The sequence below is a fragment of the Bacillus sp. FSL K6-2819 genome, from assembly GCF_038008305.1.
Lineage (GTDB): Bacteria > Bacillota > Bacilli > Bacillales > Bacillaceae > Bacillus > Bacillus amyloliquefaciens.
The window spans coordinates 1,560,685-1,578,059 of sequence record NZ_JBBOYV010000001.1 but is presented as its reverse complement, the minus strand read 5'-3'; the positions used below and the strand labels follow the sequence as shown (position 1 = coordinate 1,578,059).

16 protein-coding genes and 1 riboswitch are annotated in these 17,375 nt (G+C 49.1%); all 16 genes read right to left on the bottom strand.

Features of this window, described 5'->3' with window-relative positions; all coding sequences use genetic code 11:
- Positions 1 to 21: 21 nt before the first annotated feature.
- The 16 genes from amyS to MHH91_RS08240 all read right to left on the bottom strand — a co-directional run bounded on the left by amyS (position 22) and on the right by MHH91_RS08240 (position 17,274).
- A complete protein-coding gene (gene amyS / locus MHH91_RS08315; RefSeq protein WP_014470419.1) occupies positions 22 to 1,566 on the bottom strand; it encodes an alpha-amylase in 1,545 nt (514 codons plus the stop codon).
- A gap of 144 nt (positions 1,567 to 1,710) precedes the next feature.
- Positions 1,711 to 2,199, bottom strand: a complete 489-nt coding sequence (locus MHH91_RS08310; protein ID WP_013352207.1) for a precorrin-2 dehydrogenase/sirohydrochlorin ferrochelatase family protein — start codon at positions 2,197 to 2,199, stop codon at positions 1,711 to 1,713.
- Positions 2,180 to 2,965 (bottom strand): sirohydrochlorin chelatase, encoded by a 786-nt coding sequence (locus tag MHH91_RS08305; protein ID WP_013352206.1) that lies wholly within the window; start codon positions 2,963 to 2,965, stop codon positions 2,180 to 2,182. Before MHH91_RS08305 ends, MHH91_RS08310 begins: the two co-directional genes overlap by 20 nt.
- Positions 2,966 to 3,739 (bottom strand): uroporphyrinogen-III C-methyltransferase, encoded by a 774-nt coding sequence (gene cobA, locus MHH91_RS08300; RefSeq protein ID WP_013352205.1) that lies wholly within the window; start codon positions 3,737 to 3,739, stop codon positions 2,966 to 2,968.
- A 124-nt stretch (positions 3,740 to 3,863) separates the two neighbouring features.
- Entirely contained in the window at positions 3,864 to 4,457 is a 594-nt protein-coding gene (gene cysC / locus MHH91_RS08295; RefSeq protein ID WP_013352204.1) for an adenylyl-sulfate kinase, read from the bottom strand.
- 13 nt (positions 4,458 to 4,470) lie between these two features.
- The gene (sat, locus tag MHH91_RS08290; protein WP_013352203.1) at positions 4,471 to 5,619 is read right to left on the bottom strand and encodes a sulfate adenylyltransferase; all 1,149 of its coding nucleotides are present in this window, start codon (positions 5,617 to 5,619) and stop codon (positions 4,471 to 4,473) included.
- Positions 5,620 to 5,667: 48 nt separating this feature from the next.
- Positions 5,668 to 6,732: an inorganic phosphate transporter gene (locus tag MHH91_RS08285; RefSeq protein WP_013352202.1), complete on the bottom strand. Its 1,065-nt coding sequence runs from the start codon at positions 6,730 to 6,732 to the stop codon at positions 5,668 to 5,670.
- Between the two features lie 12 nt (positions 6,733 to 6,744).
- Positions 6,745 to 7,446, bottom strand: a complete 702-nt coding sequence (locus tag MHH91_RS08280) for a phosphoadenylyl-sulfate reductase (protein ID WP_013352201.1) — start codon at positions 7,444 to 7,446, stop codon at positions 6,745 to 6,747.
- A 126-nt stretch (positions 7,447 to 7,572) separates the two neighbouring features.
- A riboswitch (SAM riboswitch) is annotated at positions 7,573 to 7,677 on the bottom strand.
- 102 nt (positions 7,678 to 7,779) lie between these two features.
- A complete protein-coding gene (gene pyrE, locus MHH91_RS08275) occupies positions 7,780 to 8,412 on the bottom strand; it encodes an orotate phosphoribosyltransferase (RefSeq protein ID WP_013352200.1) in 633 nt (210 codons plus the stop codon).
- Positions 8,409 to 9,128, bottom strand: a complete 720-nt coding sequence (gene pyrF, locus MHH91_RS08270) for an orotidine-5'-phosphate decarboxylase (RefSeq protein ID WP_013352199.1) — start codon at positions 9,126 to 9,128, stop codon at positions 8,409 to 8,411. Before pyrF ends, pyrE begins: the two co-directional genes overlap by 4 nt.
- Entirely contained in the window at positions 9,097 to 10,032 is a 936-nt protein-coding gene (locus MHH91_RS08265) for a dihydroorotate dehydrogenase (RefSeq protein ID WP_013352198.1), read from the bottom strand. Before MHH91_RS08265 ends, pyrF begins: the two co-directional genes overlap by 32 nt.
- Entirely contained in the window at positions 10,032 to 10,802 is a 771-nt protein-coding gene (locus MHH91_RS08260; protein ID WP_013352197.1) for a dihydroorotate dehydrogenase electron transfer subunit, read from the bottom strand. Before MHH91_RS08260 ends, MHH91_RS08265 begins: the two co-directional genes overlap by 1 nt.
- Complete coding sequence (gene carB, locus MHH91_RS08255; RefSeq protein ID WP_013352196.1) at positions 10,799 to 14,014, bottom strand: carbamoyl-phosphate synthase (glutamine-hydrolyzing) large subunit; 3,216 nt, start codon at positions 14,012 to 14,014, stop codon at positions 10,799 to 10,801. The genes MHH91_RS08260 and carB overlap by 4 nt, the downstream gene beginning before the upstream one ends.
- Positions 13,999 to 15,093: a carbamoyl phosphate synthase small subunit gene (locus MHH91_RS08250; RefSeq protein ID WP_013352195.1), complete on the bottom strand. Its 1,095-nt coding sequence runs from the start codon at positions 15,091 to 15,093 to the stop codon at positions 13,999 to 14,001. Before MHH91_RS08250 ends, carB begins: the two co-directional genes overlap by 16 nt.
- Complete coding sequence (locus tag MHH91_RS08245) at positions 15,090 to 16,376, bottom strand: dihydroorotase (protein WP_013352194.1); 1,287 nt, start codon at positions 16,374 to 16,376, stop codon at positions 15,090 to 15,092. Before MHH91_RS08245 ends, MHH91_RS08250 begins: the two co-directional genes overlap by 4 nt.
- Complete coding sequence (locus MHH91_RS08240) at positions 16,360 to 17,274, bottom strand: aspartate carbamoyltransferase catalytic subunit (protein WP_014471818.1); 915 nt, start codon at positions 17,272 to 17,274, stop codon at positions 16,360 to 16,362. The genes MHH91_RS08245 and MHH91_RS08240 overlap by 17 nt, the downstream gene beginning before the upstream one ends.
- Positions 17,275 to 17,375: the final 101 nt, after the last annotated feature.

The window sequence follows — 17,375 nt, the reverse complement described above, 5'->3', positions numbered from 1 at the left end:
TGGAGGTGTTTTTTTATTACCTTATTTCTGAACATAAATGGAGACGGACCCTCCGTTTACATGAAACTCTCCCCAGCCGTCAGATCCGATTTTTACAGTATCTGAACGGTTGCCCGTTATGTCATACCATGTCTCGCCGGCATTTTTCAGGCCGGCATACATCCGCTTTGATCCGCCGGGTCCGTCCGTGATTAAAGCGGCCAAACCTGATTTGGCGGCGGAGCTGTCACCTTCCCTCGTCCATCCGATCACATCCGGGTGGTCAATATAATCGTGCTGGGGCCCGTATGCGTACTCCTTACGCGCTTTTAAAATCGGCTCTATCTTATCTTTCAGTGAGGGAATTTCCTTTGGCGATGTCCCTTTTGTCCCGTACATATCCCCATAGAACACCTGAGGATAACCGGATTCTCTTGTCAAAATAAAGGCGTATGCAAGCGGTTTAAACCAAGTTTGGACTGTCGATTCCAATGACTGTCCCGGCTGTGTGTCATGATTTTCAACAAATGTAACCGCCTTTTCCGGATGCTCGGACACAACGGTACCGTCCAGCAAACGCCTCATATCATATCCGCCTCCTTGTGAGGAAGCCGCCTGTAAATTGAAATGAAGCGGAACATCAAACACGGATTGATTAAAGCTTGTTTTATTCAAGTAGTTTTCGAGTTTCCCGGCATTATTCTGCCAATACTCCGCAACCGTAAACATTTCTTTTCCCGTCGCCTGTCTGACCGCCTGAACCCAATCACGCAGAAATGAAAATTTAATATGTTTGGCGGCATCAATACGGAAGCCGTCTAATGACAGTTCATTCGCATACCAGATACCCCATTTTTTTGTCTCTGCCACGACATCAGGGTGGTCGTAGTCAACATCAGCATACATTAAATAGTCATAGTTGCCGTTTTCACTTGATACTTCCCAATCCCACGCTTTTCCTTCCCCACGAAACTTAAAGATGCGGCTGATCTTCCGGGATTCATCCCAGTCCGCTCCGTCGAAATGATACCAATGCCATTTAAAATCACTGTACGTGTTTCCACGGCCCGGAAAACGAAAATCCGTCCACGCTTTGATTTGATATTCCCCCGAAGTTTCCTGATTTCTATTGGCCGGATTGACTTCGACGGCAGTTACATCTTCTGTTGCATCAGCACCAGCCTTATGATTCAAAACCACATCTCCGTATACTTGGACGTTCCGGGAATGCAGTGAGCCGATCGCATCTTGAAGCTCTGATTTTGTGCCGTATTTCGTTCTGACCGTCCCTTTTTGCTGGAATTCTCCTAAATCATACAAATCATAAGGTCCGTATCCGTTATCGGATTGGCTCGTTCCTTTGTATGCGGGAGGAATCCAGACGGCAGTGATTCCGATATCCGATAAATGTTCCGCATCATTCTGCAATCGTTTCCAATGCTGGCCGTCGTTCGGCGTATACCATTCAAAATACTGCATCAGCGTGCCATTTACGGCTGATGTTTTTGTAATCGGCAAACTGACAAATAACAGCGTGCACATAAGCACAAGTCTGAACGAAACTGTCCGCTTTCGTTTTTGAATCATTTTTCTCTCCCTCTCATTTTCTTATACAAATTATATTTTACATATCAGTAAAATAATAACAACCCCCCTTTATTCCTATTTTTTACACAGCGGACAGTCTGGACAGCATAAAAAATACCCTGTCTGATGACAGACAAGGTATTTTTATGGTCTTCTTCTTTTCTCAAACAATCGATCCACTTCTTCAGCCAAATCATCAGTCATCAAAGGCTCAATGTTTTCAGCCAGTCTTTTCGTATGTGCGGGGCTTGCCCCGCTTGTTGATACTGATACTTGAATGCGCCCTTTGCGGATGATCTTCGGCATATATACGCTGCCTTGTTCAGCCTTGCTTACACAGTTGACCAGCTGCGTTTCAGAAGCGTTTGCGGCTATCTCCTGATTCACGCCTCGGTCATTTGTCGCGGCAATAATGAAAAAAGCGGGCTTGAGATCTTTCATTTCAATTCTCCGGGGAATCCAGCGGATGCGTCCTTCATCCGCCAGCTTTTTAATTTCAGGCAGGGCCTCAGGACTGATCACGGTAATATCAGCGCCTTCCGGAAGCACCGTTTTCAGCCTTCTTAATGCAACATTGCCCCCGCCAGCAATGATGATTCTTTTTCCGCTGAGATTAATGTGAAGAGGCAGCATACTGTCCCCCCTTAAAATCAAACCGCCCGCCGGGGTTTCGAACAGCTTCTGTCACACGGTTCAAAAACGCCTGCTTAATATGCGGGTGAAAACCTAAGTATGAAGCGAGATGCACATTCCGATTGACCGCTTGAAGCTTTTGGACTTCCCGTTCAATCTCAGTCATCAAAAGCCCGGTAAACAAAAGATACGGGACGATAAAAACGGGTGCTCCGTCATCGACTCTAAGGCTGGTAAACACTTCTTTATAGTGCGGATCACAGGCTGTTAAAAAACAAGGAATGACTTCTTTAACAGATGTGATCGCCTCAAGTTTTCCGGCAATCTCACTGACGGCATGTTTAACCGCCGGATCTCTGCTTCCTCTTCCGATCAGCACCACTTTCGCCTGCTCAATCGGCACTCCGGTATCCTCAATGCGATGATGGACCGCTTTTACGACTTCATCATCCACTCCGATCGGAACGCCGTATGTCACTTTTATATCGGGATTCCGGGCCGCTGCGCGGGCGATTTCAGCCGGGATATCATGTTTTGCGTGGGCAGCGGTCAACAAGAGCAAAGGCACTGCGGCAATATGAGTGGCGCCTTGTTTGACACATGCTTCAAATCCCGCTTCAATAGACGGTTCCTGCAGTTCTAAAAAACAGATTTCCTGAATGGGAGCGTCTGCGTGCGGCCTGCACCCTTTTAAAAATGCCGCCGACTCTGTCTGCGCTTCTTTCAGCCGGCTTCCGTGCCCGATGTATAAAATCGCCTGCTTCATTTACAACGCCTCGCTCAGATCCAGATTTTTCAGTTCAGATTCAAACCAGTCCAGCTTACAGTGATAATTGACGACATCACCGATGACAATTAAGCTCGGGTTTTTGATCTCTTCTTTTATCACTGTGTCTGAAAGTGTGCTGACGGTGCAGACGACTGTTTTTTGCCTGTCCGTCGTCCCCCAGTGAATAAAGGCTGCCGGGGTGCCGCCGTCTCTGCCGTTTTCCAGCAGCATTCTTTCAATCTGCCGGATATTTTTAATTCCCATATAAATCACCAGCGTATCAATGCCCGTCGCCAGCGCTTTCCATTTTTCTTCAAAGTCGTCTTCTTGTTTATAATGTCCTGTAACGAAAGCGACATTGGAGCTCGCCTCCCTGTGCGTCACTGGTATGCCGGCGTAAGCAGCTGCCGCAATTCCTGATGTAATGCCGGGAACGATCTCAAACGGAATGGCGTTTTGCGCGAGAGCCTCCGCTTCTTCGCCCCCGCGGCCGAAAACAAACGGGTCGCCCCCCTTGAGCCTTACAACGGTTTTTCCCTTTTTCGCATACTTCACGAGGAAACGGTTGATCGTATCCTGCTTCATTATGTGAAAATCCGGGAGCTTGCCGCAGTAAATCAGGTCCGCTCCTTCTCTTGCATACTGTAAAATCTCTTTGTTTACCAATCTGTCATATAAAATAACGTCCGCTTTCTGTATGGCTTTCATTGCCTTCACCGTTAATAAGTCCGGATCTCCCGGACCGGCTCCAACGATAAATACTTTCCCCATAGCATGTCTCCCCGATCCGTTTTGACATCTTCTCAGAACAGCCGCGAGGCCGCACTTCAGCTATTTTACCATATCCCGCCATTCGCGGGGATATCCGGCTGATTGCGCGGCCTTTTTGGACTTATTATGCTAAGCTGTTTTTCACAAAATCAATCAGTCTGCCGGTGCATTCCTCACGTTCATATTTGCCTGAATCAAGTACCAGCTCAGGCGCTTTCGGCTCTTCATACGGTGAGTCGATCCCCGTAAAGAACGGGATTTCACCGTTTCTTGCTTTTTTATATAAACCTTTCGGATCGCGCTTTTCACATATATCGAGGTCGCATTTCACGTAAATTTCATTAAATTCGCCTTCTGCCACGAGCTCTCTCACCTGATCTCTGTCCTCACGGAACGGAGAAATAAAGGCTGTAATGACAATGGTGCCCTGCTGAACGAAAAGCTTTGCCACTTCCCCGATTCGGCGTATATTTTCCTTGCGGTCATCATCAGAAAAGCCTAAGTCCTTGTTTAAACCGTGGCGGATGTTATCGCCATCAAGCACAATGACCTGATAGCCTTGTTCAAACAGTTCGCGCGCTGCTGCGTTTGCAATCGTGGATTTCCCTGAGCCGCTCAAACCCGTCAGCCAGAGGATAGAGCTTTTATGCTTATTTTTCTGCTGGTATTCTTCTTTCGTTATTGAAGCTTCATGCCATACGATATCACGATTTGTCACTCTTTTTTCCTCCTTAAGAAACGCCTGCTTCTTCTTTCGTTTTCATCCCTTTAATTAACACCTCGACAACTTCGGGACGGCTGAATTCCGCCGGCGGCATGACGCCGCTTCTCAGCATTTCTCTGACCTTTGTTCCTGACAGAATGACGTGGTCTTCTCTGTCATGCGGACATGTTTTGGCCGTTCCCATGTTGCCGCATTTTTGGCAGAAGAAGCTGTGCTCGAATTTCATCGGTGTAATCCCGAGCTCCTCCGCTGTAAATTGATCAAACAGCTCTTGCGCTTCATATGTGCCGTAGTAATCACCGACGCCGGCGTGATCGCGGCCGACGATAAAATGCGTACAGCCGTAGTTTTTGCGGACAAGCGCGTGGAAAATGGCTTCTCTCGGTCCCGCATACCGCATGGCCGCCAAAAATACGCCGAGGAAAACGCGGTCTTTCGGATAATAATGATCGAGCAGCACCTGGTAGCTTTCCATTCTGACATCCGCCGGAATGTCATCTGATTTTGTTTCACCGACGAGCGGGTTCAAAAACAAGCCGTCAACCGTCTCAAGAGCGGTTTTCTGGATATATTCGTGAGCGCGGTGAACCGGATTTCTCGTTTGGAAACCGACGATGGTTTTCCAGCCTTTTTCTTCGAAGCTTCGTCTCGTTTCAGCAGGTTCAAACGTAAACTCCGGAAACTGCTTTGACGCTTTTTTAATTAATGTGATCGGCCCGCCGACATACGTATCGCCGCGTGAAAATAGTTTTTTCACGCCGGGGTGCGCGGCATCATTGGTTTTATATACGTGAACGGCTTCTTTTTGTTTATCCGGCGTATAAATATCTTCGATGTCCACGACGCCGTATGTTTCTCCGCCGTAAGTCAGTTTCACGGTGTCTCCGACGGCAAGCTCAGCCGCTTTTTCCGAATCGACCGGAAGCGTGATCGGCAAAGACCAGACGGCACCGGATGCCAATCGCATATTTTCTACGACTGACACGTAATCTTTTTCTGTGAAAAATCCTTCAATCGGGCTGTAGCCCCCGATTCCGATCAGTTCTAAATCAGCGAACGAAATCAAATCAAGCTCAATTTCTTTTTGAACGGATGTAAGATCATACTGCTCATTCACCCGATTAATTAATGTGCCTCCGTGCGGTGCTAAACTCATAATTCATTATTCCTCCCAGTTAACAGATAAATAAACTCAGATTAATAGTTAGATGCCCCCGCCTTGTTCATGGACAGAGCGTTTCTCTTTTCGGATGGCTTTCATCAGACTGGCGGCTCCGCCAAATGCCAAAAGCACGCTGGCCATCATAAAGATGGAATAGTAATCTCCTTTTAACAGCAGTGAGACAAGCAGATACGAAATCGACAGTGACAAGAACGGGGAAACGACCCATACTTTGAGCATCGTTTTTACGACTTCTTTATGAAAAACGTTCGGCCCGTTTTTGGCCATTCCGATACCGATAATTGATGATGATGTCACCTGCGCCAAAGGGACAGGCAGACCGAAGACGGAACTGATAATGACAAGCCCCGCGCCGGTTCCGGAAAGCAGGATGCCTTCGCCGGCTGAAAATCTCGTAATCTTTTTTCCGTTGGTTTCAAGCACTTTGCGTCCTAATAGCAGAGCGCCGAGAGCGACAAATACGCCTCCGTACAGCGTCCCTTTGGACACGCTGAGCACGCCGGCCGCAACCAACGGGCCTACCGCATTTGCGACGTTGTTCATTCCGGCTGAAAAAGCTTCCCAAAACCCCGCAACAAGCAGCACAATCCCCAAAATCTTCTGTTTCCGATTCGAAACGACCCGAATATTCAGATAACTGAATACCTTCGATACGAGAAACGTGAAACAGAATGCGACAAACGGAACAAGCACCCAAAAGATCACGATCACCAGAAGATGCTGTAAAAACAACACTTTGTATGCGACGCCGACACCGACAATCGCTCCGACAGTGACCTCACTCGTCGACAGCGGAATGCCGAGCACATTCGCCGTGAATAACGATAGCGCCGCCGCCCCGATAATAATGCAGACGATGGTGAGCGTAATTGTCTGTTCGGGAATGATTCCGCCGCTGATCGTCTTAACGACTTCTCCGCCGCCGATAACCGCCCCTGACAGGACGCCGGCTGCGCAGATGATCAGCGCATACGTTTTCTTTTTAACGGCGCCTGACCCGTAAGCGACTCCCATTGAAGCTGCGGCTCCGCTGGCTCCGATATTCATGGCAAAAAACAGGCTGAATAAAATAGCGGCTAATTCCATCTTGCAGCTCCTTTATTCATGCAGTCCGCATTCTGTTTTCGCCATGCCGTTCCATCTGCCGCTGCGCAAATCTTCTGCGGTAAACGCAGGTGAAGTGCACGGTTCACAGCCGATGCTCGGATAGCCCTGATCATGAAGGATATTGTAATCCAGCTCATGCTTGGATGTATATCTCCAGATGTCTTTCCATGTCCAATGGATCAGCGGGCAGACTTTAATTGATTGAAACTTGTCGTCTTTATTCAGGAAATTCGTATTCGCCCGGCTCGGCCCTTGATCGCGGCGAAGGCCTGACAGCCATGCCGGACGCCCGGCGAGCGCTTCTCTTAACGGCAGAATTTTTCTGATGAAGCAGCACTGGTTCGGTTCTCTTTCCCATAGTTTATCCCCGTGAGCCTCGGCCTGTTCCTCAAGCGTAAGGCCGGGCTGTTTCAGGATGATGTTAAGTCCCGGATAACGTTCTTTCACTTTTTCGATCGTTTCATAGGTTTCTTTAAAGTGAAGGCCCGTATCGAGAAACACGATTTCCGCGTCTTTTTTCACTTTAGAAATCAAATCGATCAGGACGATGCCCTCAATCCCGAAGCTGCACGCGTAAACAAGCTGGTCTCCGTAGTGGCCGTACGCCCATTTTAAAACGGATAGCGCGCCTTTATAGGAATCGTCTTCCGGAAATGTAATCGCCGGTTCTTCCCATGTGTCATACGTTAGCATTTTTTCTTTCCTCCTCCCGGAGACAATCAAACAGCTGTTGTTTTCTGCCGGTTGTCTTATCCCTCAATCTTTTTTTCATAAAAAAACTTTCAATCCAGCGGAATGAAAGACAGTGACCCGATATAGCCCTTATCTTCAAAATGCTGTGCATTTTTCTGGATGCGGCACCTTGCAATACATGCAGGTTGCCGGGCGTCATCGGTCCAGTCCCTCAGCCGCTCTTGATAAGCTTTTTAGATTTGTACTAAATTTTAGCACAATTCTAACAGAAGTCAACCCGAGTTTTTTGATAGGAATAATAAAAACAGGCCCTGAGGCCTGTTTTTATTATTATTATTTTTTAAACCAATCTTTTGACTCGGGATTCTGTTTCCATGATTTCAGTTTCTCAACGTCATCTGAATGAATCGTTCCGTTTTCTAGCGCCACTTCAATCAGCGTGTCATAATCCGTTAATGAGTAATACGGCAGACCCGCTTTTTTAAAGGCTTCTCTTGCTTTCGGCAGTCCGTATGTAAAAATGGAGATGACGCCGAGGACTTCCGCACCCTCTTTTTGAAGGGCCGCCGCAGCTTCGAGCACGCTGCCTCCGGTAGAAATCAAGTCTTCAATCACGACTGTTTTTTGCCCTTTTTTAACGGCGCCTTCTATTTGATTTCCTTTGCCGTGCGCTTTCGGCTTGCTTCTGACGTAGCACATCGGCGCGCCAGTACGGTCTGCGAGAAGCGCAGCGTGCGGAATGCCTGCCGTTGCAGTTCCGGCGATCATCTCCGCTTCGGGGAAATGCTCTTTCAGCAGTTTGCTGAGCCCGTCCGCCACGTCATTTCTCACTTCCGGATACGACAATGTCAGACGGTTGTCACAATAGATCGGTGATAAAATGCCGCTCGCCCAAGTAAATGGCTCATTCGGACGTAAAAAGACAGCTTCAATGTGTAATAGATGTTTTGCGATAGCTTGTTTCATCGGCGAACACCCTCCCATTCCAGTTTAATTGCTTCATATGCTTTAACGGGATTTTCCGCTTTTGTAATTGAGCGGCCCACGACAATGGCTGACGAGCCGTTTTCTTTCGCAAATGACGGAGTCGCCGTCCGGACTTGATCGTCAGATGCGTCACTAGCGGTGCGGATGCCGGGCGTGACTGTCAGAAATGACGGCCGGACCGCTTCATAAATGGCTTTTGTTTCATGAACCGAACATACCACTCCGTCCAGCCCGCACTCTTCCGCCATTTTTCCGTAATGAACAACCGTTTCTAAAAGCGGCTTTTGCAGCAGAAGCTCTTCCTTCGCCATCTGCTCTGAAGTGCTGGTCAGCTGGGTGACTGCAATTAAAGACGGGCGTTTTTTGCCTCTCGGCGTGCCCTCTTCAAGCCCTTCTAGAGCCGCGCGCATCATCCGTGCGCCTCCCGCTGCATGGACATTGACGAGATCAACGCCGAGGCCGGCAAGCCGTTTCATCGCTTTATTGACTGTAGTCGGAATATCGTGAAGCTTCAAATCTAAAAATATGTCACAATTCCGTTCTTTTAATTGGTGAATGATGGCCGGGCCTTCCTGATAAAAAAGTTCCATCCCCGTTTTGACAAACAGCCTTTCCTTTTCAAACAAATCTAAAAACGCTAAAGTCTCTTCCCCTGATGCAAAATCAAGCGCGATGATGGGCAGGTTGTTTTTCATGCTTCCAGCTCCTTCCGATGCATTCACTTACAGATTGAAAGCCGTATTGGCGCAGCACACGAGGGAGCTGTTCTATGATTTCCGGGCAGACAAACGGATTGACGAAGTTTGCCGTGCCGACTGCAACAGCACTCGCCCCGGCAAGAAGAAATTCCAGTGCATCCTCCGCGGTCTGGACGCCGCCCATCCCGATAATCGGAATTTGAACGGCCTGGCTGACTTCGTATACCATCCGGATGGCGACCGGTTTGATTGCCGGGCCTGACAGTCCGCCCGTTTTATTTGCTAAAATCGGCCGTCCTGTCTTAAGATCGAGCCTCATCCCGACGAGTGTATTAATCATCGTCAGGCCGTCAGCACCGGCTGCTTCAATCGCCTTGGCAATTTCGGTTATGTTGGCGACATTAGGCGAAAGCTTCACATATACAGGCACTGCGGAAACTTCTTTCACCGCTTTTGTCAGATCGGCCGCCATGGCGGGATCAGTGCCAAAAGCAATCCCGCCCGTTTTGACATTCGGACACGAAATGTTAAGTTCAAGCGCATGCACATTCGGCGCTTTGCTGATGTGCTCGGCCACTTCTTTATAGTCTTCCACCTGAGAACCGGCGACGTTTGCGATAATCGGCGTGTCAAACTGTTCAAGCCAAGGCAGCTCATGTTTGAGTACATGCTCAAGTCCGGGATTTTGCAGGCCGATGGCATTCAGCATTCCCGCGCTTGTCTCCGCCACTCTCGGTGTCGGATTTCCGAAACGCGCTTCGTTCGTAGTGGCTTTAATCATGATGCCTCCGAGGCATGATAAATCATAAAATCCGGCATATTCCTTTCCGAAACCGAAACATCCGGAAGCGGGGATGATCGGGTTTTTCAATCGGAGACCCGGCAAATTCACCTCTAACATTACAGCGCCACCTCCTCAGCTTTAAATACCGGCCCGTCAAGGCAGACTTTCACATATGATGTATCGCTTTCGCCCGTACGGCACACGCAGGCGAAGCAGGCCCCTATGCCGCAGCCCATCCGCTCCTCCATCGAGAGATAAACCTCTTTATGGCCGTACTGCTGCTTCAGTGCTTTCAGCATCGGTGTCGGACCGCAGCTGAGCAGGACATCGAATTCGAGCTGCTTTTCGCGGATGATGTCAGTGACAAATCCTTTTTCTCCATATGTCCCGTCAGCCGTTGCCACATAGGTGTCTCCGTACGCGAGACATTCCTGTTCATAAAAAACATCCTTTGCTGATTGAAACCCAAGCACGTGAATGACGTTTACGCCTTTTTCCGTCAGGCGCTTTGACAGTTCCTGCAAAGGCGGAACCCCGACTCCGCCTCCGACTAACAGCGCGGTTTTGCCGGGTTCAATCCGCCGGACGGGGAATCCGTTGCCGAGAGGGCCGAGAACGTCAATCATGCTGCCCTCTTTTTTCTCGGACAAAAGACGCGTTCCCTCACCGTCAGTTCTGTAGATAACGGATACTTCATTCACGGCGAAATCGACGTCCGCAATGCTGAGCGGCCTTCTTAAAAGCGGCGTGACCGCGTCACTCACCTTTAAATGAAGAAATTGTCCCGGCTCGGTAAAGTGCCGGACAAGTTCTCCTTTCAGCACCATCTTATAGATCTGGTCGGCAATTTCCGAATTGGATTGAACAGTCAAATGCGCTTTTTTCATATCGTGACAGCCGCCTTTTGATTGGTTTCAGATGCAGGCATATGATCCGCACAGAAAGTCATGCTTTCCAATACCCGCAAAATGGCTTCGGCCGTATCTAAAGATGTCAGGCAGGCGACTCCGTTCTCAACGGATTCACGGCGGATTCTGAAGCCGTCTCTGGCCGGCTGTTTGCCTTTTGTCAGCGTATTGATGACAAATTGCGCTTCACCGTTTCTGATGACGTCGATGAGATTTTTTCCTTCTTCGCCGATTTTCCCGACGACCTGAGCCGGAATCCGGGCGTCTTTCAAATAAGCCGCCGTTCCTTCCGTCGCCAAGATGTTATAGCCGATTGCGTGGAACCGCTTCGCGATCATAAGTCCTTCTTCTTTATCTTTATCGGCAACGGTCAATAGCACTGAGCCGTAATTCGGGATTTGAATGCCAGAGGCAATCAGCGCTTTGTAGAGCGCTTTTTCCAGGGTTGAATCTTTGCCCATGACCTCTCCCGTCGATTTCATTTCAGGCCCTAATGTAATATCCACTCTTCTCAGCTTCGCGAATGAGAAGACAGGCGCTTTCACGAATACCCCCTGCTGTTCAGGCTGCAGCCCTTCTTTGTAGCCGAAATCAGCAAGCTTTTGGCCGAGAATGACCTTTGTCGCCAGATTCGCCATCGGAATCTTTGTGATTTTGCTTAAGAACGGCACGGTTCTGCTTGACCGCGGATTTACTTCGAGCACGTACACTTCACCTTGCGACAGTACGAACTGGATGTTCAGCAAGCCGATGATGTTGAGTCCTTTTGCCAAAGCTACAGTGTATTGTTCGATTTTTTTCTTAATGTCTTCGCTTAAAGACTGAGGCGGATAGACGGCAATTGAATCTCCTGAATGGACGCCGGCCCGCTCGATATGCTCCATAATTCCCGGGATGACGACTGTTTCGCCGTCAGATACGGCATCGACTTCGATTTCTTTTCCCGTCAGATAACGGTCGATTAACACCGGATGCTGCGGGTTGATTTTGACCGCGTTTTTCATATAGTGAAGCAGCTCTTCTTCATGATAGACGATTTCCATCGCCCGGCCGCCGAGCACGTATGAAGGGCGGACAAGAACCGGATAGCCGATGGATGCGGCAATTTTGACCGCTTCGCTCACCGATACAGCGGTTTTTCCGAGCGGCTGCGGCACATTCAGCGCCTCAAGCGCCTGCTCAAACTTATCCCTGTCTTCCGCACGGTCTAAATCCTCAAGTGATGTGCCGAGGATTTTGACGCCGCGGGCGCTTAATTCTTCCGCAAGGTTGATCGCCGTCTGGCCGCCGAATTGGACGACAACTCCTTCCGGCTGTTCCAAATCGATGATGTGCATGACATCTTCAACCGTCAGCGGTTCAAAATACAGCTTGTCTGATATGCTGAAATCAGTGGACACCGTCTCAGGGTTGTTGTTGATAATAATCGCTTCATAGCCTGCCTGCTTGATCGCCCAGACAGAATGAACGGTCGCATAGTCAAATTCGACGCCCTGTCCGATGCGGATCGGACCTGAGCCTAGGACGACGACACTTTTTCTTGGTGTAACCTCAGACTCATTTTCTTCCTCATATGTGCTGTAGAAGTACGGAGTTTCTGATTCGAATTCCGCCGCGCATGTGTCCACCATTTTATATACAGGCTTGATGGCTGCTTCTTTTCGCATTTGATACAGCTCTTGTTCCGGCATGTTCCATTCCCGGCTGATATATTTGTCGGAAAAGCCGAGTTCCTTCGCTGTCTGAAGGACGGCGAGGCTGCCTTTTTCCGCTTTCAGCTTTGTTTCAAAGGCGACCAGCTTATAGAGCTTGTGCAAAAAGAAAACGTCAATTGCGGAAAACTCATGAAGCTGCTCTACCGTGTAGCCTCTTCTGAAAGCTTCAGCGAGGTAAAACAGCCGTTCGTCTCCGGCCTTTCTGATCCGTTTTTCCAAAAGCCCGTCAGAAATCTCTTCCGCATCCTTCAGTTCGAGATGATAGACATCGGCTTCCAGTGAGCGGACTGCCTTTAACAGTGATTCTTCAAGGGTGCGTCCGATGGCCATGACCTCTCCGGTCGCTTTCATTTGTGTTCCGAGTCTGCGGTTTGCCGATTCAAATTTATCAAACGGCCAGCGCGGGATCTTAGAAACGACATAGTCAAGCGCGGGCTCAAAAGCCGCATATGTTTTTCCCGTTACGGGGTTCATCATTTCATCAAGAGAAAGCCCGACTGCGATTTTCGCCGCAAGTTTTGCGATCGGGTAACCCGTTGCTTTTGAAGCGAGGGCAGATGAGCGGCTCACCCGCGGATTCACTTCGATAATGTAGTATTGGAAGCTGTCGGGATCCAGCGCGAGCTGAACATTACAGCCGCCTTCTATGCCGAGTGCGCGGATCAGCTTTAATGAAACATTGCGCAAAAGCTGATATTCCCTGTCGCTCAACGTCTGACTCGGAGCAACGACGATGCTGTCGCCCGTATGGATGCCGACCGGATCGATATTTTCCATGTTACAGACGACGATCGCATGATCTCTGCTGTCTCTCATGACTTCATATTCGATCTCTTTGTAACCGGCGATGCTTTTTTCCAAAAGGCATTGATGAACGGGGCTTAGTTTTAATCCGTTTTCGACGATCTCCTTCAATTCCGCTTCATTTGAGCAGATGCCGCCGCCCGTTCCGCCTAATGTGTAAGCGGGGCGGACGATAACCGGAAACCCGATCCGGCTGACAAATTCCTCGGCTTCCTGCAAAGTGCGGATAATCTCACTTTCGGGCACCGGTTCATTCAGCTCATTCATCAGCGTACGGAACAAGTCGCGATCTTCCGCCTGCTGGATGGCTGACAGCTTTGTGCCGAGCACTTCCACTCCGCATTCTGCAAGAACTCCGAGATCAGACAGCTCGACCGCAAGATTCAGCCCTGTCTGTCCTCCCAAAGTCGGCAGGATGGCGTCCGGCCGTTCTTTTCTGATAATACGCGTGAGAAATTCCGGCGTCAGCGGTTCGATATATACCCGGTCGGCCATTTCCGTATCCGTCATAATCGTTGCCGGATTTGAATTGACGAGAATGACTTCATAACCTTCTTCTTTTAAAGCCAGACACGCTTGTGTGCCCGCATAATCAAATTCCGCCGCCTGTCCGATAATAATCGGGCCTGATCCGATCACTAATATCTTTTTAATGTCTACGCGTTTTGGCATGCCGCTTCCCCTTCTTTCTCAGTTGTTTCGATCAAGTCGATGAATCTGTCAAATAAATGATTGGCATCTTCCGGCCCCGGTGAAGCTTCAGGGTGGTACTGAACGGTAAATGCCGGCAATGTTTTATGTTTGAGTCCTTCGATCGTTTGATCATTGATCGCAATATGTGTCACTTCAAGCTCTGTTTCGTCTATAGAAGAGACTGTATATCCGTGGTTTTGGGCGGTTAAAGCGACTTTCCCGGTCGCAAGCTCTTTAACCGGATGGTTGGAGCCCCTGTGTCCGAATTTCATTTTTTCCGTATCCGCTCCTGATGCCAGTGCAAATAATTGGTGGCCGAGGCAGATTCCGAATAACGGCACCTTCCCGAGTATGCCTTTTATCATCTCAATGGCTTCCGGCACATCTTTCGGATCTCCGGGTCCGTTAGAAAGCATAATGCCGTCAGGCTTCAGCTGGAGCACTTCTTCCGCCGTTACATTGTACGGCACAACGATGACATCACATTTTCGTTTGTTTAATTCTCTTAAGATGCCATGCTTCATGCCGAAATCAACGAGTACGATGCGTTTTCCGCGGCCCGGACTCGGATATGCCGTTTTCGCTGATACTTGAGCGACTTGATTTCTCGGAAGTTCCGTTTCTTTCAGAAGTGCAAGAACCGCTTCGACATTCTCCTCACATGATGCAAACGTTCCTTTTAATGCACCTGCCGTGCGGATCATTCTTGTAAGCTTTCTCGTGTCAATCCCTTGTAAGCCGGGGATATTTTTCATCTTCAAATACTCATCAAGCGTGTAAGCCGATCTCCAGTTGGATGGCAGCTCGCACAATTCTTTTACGATCAGCCCTTTTACAAAAGGAGTAATGGATTCAAAGTCATCTCTGTTAATCCCGTAGTTGCCGATCAGAGGATACGTCAGCGTCACGATCTGCCCGCAGTAGGAAGGGTCTGATAAAATTTCCTGATAACCGGTCATTCCCGTATTGAATACGACTTCACCGGCGGTATGCTCAAGGCTCCCGAATGCTTCCCCCTCAAATACCGCTCCATTTTCCAGCACTAGTCTTCTTTTCATTTGACGAGTCTCCCTTCTTCGTATGCAAGCTTCCCGCCAGCCATCGTTGCGACAGGCCAGCCGAAGCACTTCATCTTGTTGAATGGCGTATTTTTTCCTTTAGATAAAAATGTATCTTTGTCAATTGCCGCTTCTTTTTCCAGGTCGATCAGGGTAATGTCAGCCGGCGCGCCCGGTGCAAGCGTTCCGTACGGAAGACCGAACGCCTCGCAAGGTTTTTTCGTCATGAAGTCAACCAGCTGCTTCAGCGTCCACGATCCGCTTTTCACAAAGTGTGTGTACAGAAGCGGGAAGGCTGTTTCTAAACCGACGATACCGAAAGGCGCAAGCTTCATGTCCGTGTTTTTCTCTTCTTCGGTATGCGGCGCATGGTCAGTGGCGATGAAATCAATCGTGCCTTCCAATAGCCCTTCAATCAGTGCCGCTCTGTCCTCTTTGCTGCGAAGCGGCGGATTCATTTTAAAATTGGTATCAAGCCCTGGGATATCTTCGTCACAAAGCAGCAGATGGTGCGGCGACACTTCGGCTGTCACGCGAATTCCCGCTTTTTTTGCGTCTCTTACGGCTCTGACGGATTCTTTCGTGCTGATATGACACACATGGTAATGGCAGCCCGCCGCTTCCGCCAGCAGCACGTCACGAGCGATATGTACCGCTTCACAAATGGAAGGTATGCCATTCAGGCCGTTCGCTTTTGAAAAAGCACCTTCATGTACGCTTCCGCCGTAAATCAGTGAGTTATCCTCACAATGAGCGACAATCGCTTTATTCATTGAAGCCGCCCGTTTCATTGCTTCATACATCATTCCGGCAGTCTGAACGCCGACGCCGTCATCGGTGAAAGCAAATGCGCCGGCTTCATGAAGCACCTCAAAATCTGTCATTTGTTCGCCGGTTTGTCTGATCGTGATCGAAGCGTAAGGAAGAACCCGGACAGATGAGGTTTCTTTGATCCGGTTTTGCAGCCATTCCATCTGCTCCTTCGTATCCGGCACGGGCCTTGTATTCGGCATGGCGGCGACAGTGGTAAAACCGCCCCGCGCCGCAGCTTTAGAGCCCGTTTCAATCGTTTCTTTTTTCTCACCGCCCGGTTCTCTGAAGTGTACATGAAGGTCTACGAGCCCCGGTGAGACGAACAGACCGGAAGCGTCGATCACGGTTTCCCCGTCTTTTGCCGTCAGTATGCCGGTTTCCGCAATGATTTCTCCTGTTACCCGGATATCCTGCGCCACTTTTTCTCCCTGTTCATTTAACATCCAGCCGTTTTTAATGAGATAAGACATAAGCCGCTTCTCCCCTTTTCGCATTGGTTTGCAGTGCTCTTTTTAAGACTGCCATTCTGATATACACACCATTTTCCATTTGTTTAAATATTCGTGATTTTCCGGATTCCACTAATATTGTGTCAATTTCGACCCCTCTGTTTACCGGTGCGGGATGCATGATGATGGCATGCCGCTTCATGCTTTCCGCACGCTTTGCGGTCAGCCCGTATGCTTCCAGGTAGCCTTTTTGGTCCGCTTCTGTCTGATGTCTTTCATTTTGAATGCGGAGCAGCATGACGACATCTGAAGCTTGTATGGCTTCATCCGTCTGAACACAGGTGCCGAAGGAGTTGTTCTCATCCTGCCATTGCGGCGGACCAGAAAACAGCACGCGTGCGCCGAGCCTTGTCAGCACCTCGGCATTTGACCTTGCCACCCTGCTGTGTTTGATATCGCCATGAATGGAAACGGTCAGACCCTGAAAATTCTCAAATTCCTCTTGAATCGTCATTAGATCGAGCAATGATTGGGTCGGATGCTGGCCGCAGCCGTCGCCCGCATTTAAGATCGGAATATTTACTTTGCCAGTCAGATCCTTGTAATATTCATCCGTGCTGTGCCTGATGACGCAGGCGTCCGCTCCGATTGCTTCCAGTGTTTTGATCGTGTCGTATAAAGACTCGCCTTTTTGAACGCTTGTACTCGTGCCGTCTAAATTGAGCACGTTCATACCGAGCTTTTTTTCCGCCACTTCAAAGCTGAACCGCGTTCTCGTGCTTGGTTCAAAAAACAGATTCGCAACGAATTTTCCCGAGAGATCGGGGCACTCTGTTCCCTCTTTTATCGCTTTTGCCTCACGCAGCAATTCTGTAATTTCAGCCGTGCTCAGTTCAGACATCGCCGTTAAATGATTCATGTTTTTTTCTCCTCCGTTTCCGATTGAAGGCCGTAAAAAAACACCCCGGCCTACAGACTCGGGGTGCGGTTAAAGAGAGAAGCAGCGTACAGCTTCTTCCC

Excerpts from the sequence above, each read along its gene's own strand:
- amyS (WP_014470419.1), bottom strand. The coding sequence starts at position 1,566 with ATGATTCAAAAACGAAAGCGGACAGTTTCGTTCAGACTTGTGCTTATG.
- MHH91_RS08310 (WP_013352207.1), bottom strand. The coding sequence starts at position 2,199 with ATGCTGCCTCTTCACATTAATCTCAGCGGAAAAAGAATCATCATTGCT.
- MHH91_RS08305 (WP_013352206.1), bottom strand. The coding sequence starts at position 2,965 with ATGAAGCAGGCGATTTTATACATCGGGCACGGAAGCCGGCTGAAAGAA.
- cobA (WP_013352205.1), bottom strand. The coding sequence starts at position 3,739 with ATGGGGAAAGTATTTATCGTTGGAGCCGGTCCGGGAGATCCGGACTTA.
- sat (WP_013352203.1), bottom strand. The coding sequence starts at position 5,619 with ATGAGTTTAGCACCGCACGGAGGCACATTAATTAATCGGGTGAATGAG.
- MHH91_RS08285 (WP_013352202.1), bottom strand. The coding sequence starts at position 6,732 with ATGGAATTAGCCGCTATTTTATTCAGCCTGTTTTTTGCCATGAATATC.
- MHH91_RS08280 (WP_013352201.1), bottom strand. The coding sequence starts at position 7,446 with ATGCTAACGTATGACACATGGGAAGAACCGGCGATTACATTTCCGGAA.
- pyrE (WP_013352200.1), bottom strand. The coding sequence starts at position 8,412 with ATGAAACAAGCTATCGCAAAACATCTATTACACATTGAAGCTGTCTTT.
- pyrF (WP_013352199.1), bottom strand. The coding sequence starts at position 9,128 with ATGAAAAACAACCTGCCCATCATCGCGCTTGATTTTGCATCAGGGGAA.
- MHH91_RS08265 (WP_013352198.1), bottom strand. The coding sequence starts at position 10,032 with ATGTTAGAGGTGAATTTGCCGGGTCTCCGATTGAAAAACCCGATCATC.
- MHH91_RS08260 (WP_013352197.1), bottom strand. The coding sequence starts at position 10,802 with ATGAAAAAAGCGCATTTGACTGTTCAATCCAATTCGGAAATTGCCGAC.
- carB (WP_013352196.1), bottom strand. The coding sequence starts at position 14,014 with ATGCCAAAACGCGTAGACATTAAAAAGATATTAGTGATCGGATCAGGC.
- MHH91_RS08250 (WP_013352195.1), bottom strand. The coding sequence starts at position 15,093 with ATGAAAAGAAGACTAGTGCTGGAAAATGGAGCGGTATTTGAGGGGGAA.
- MHH91_RS08245 (WP_013352194.1), bottom strand. The coding sequence starts at position 16,376 with ATGTCTTATCTCATTAAAAACGGCTGGATGTTAAATGAACAGGGAGAA.
- MHH91_RS08240 (WP_014471818.1), bottom strand. The coding sequence starts at position 17,274 with ATGAATCATTTAACGGCGATGTCTGAACTGAGCACGGCTGAAATTACA.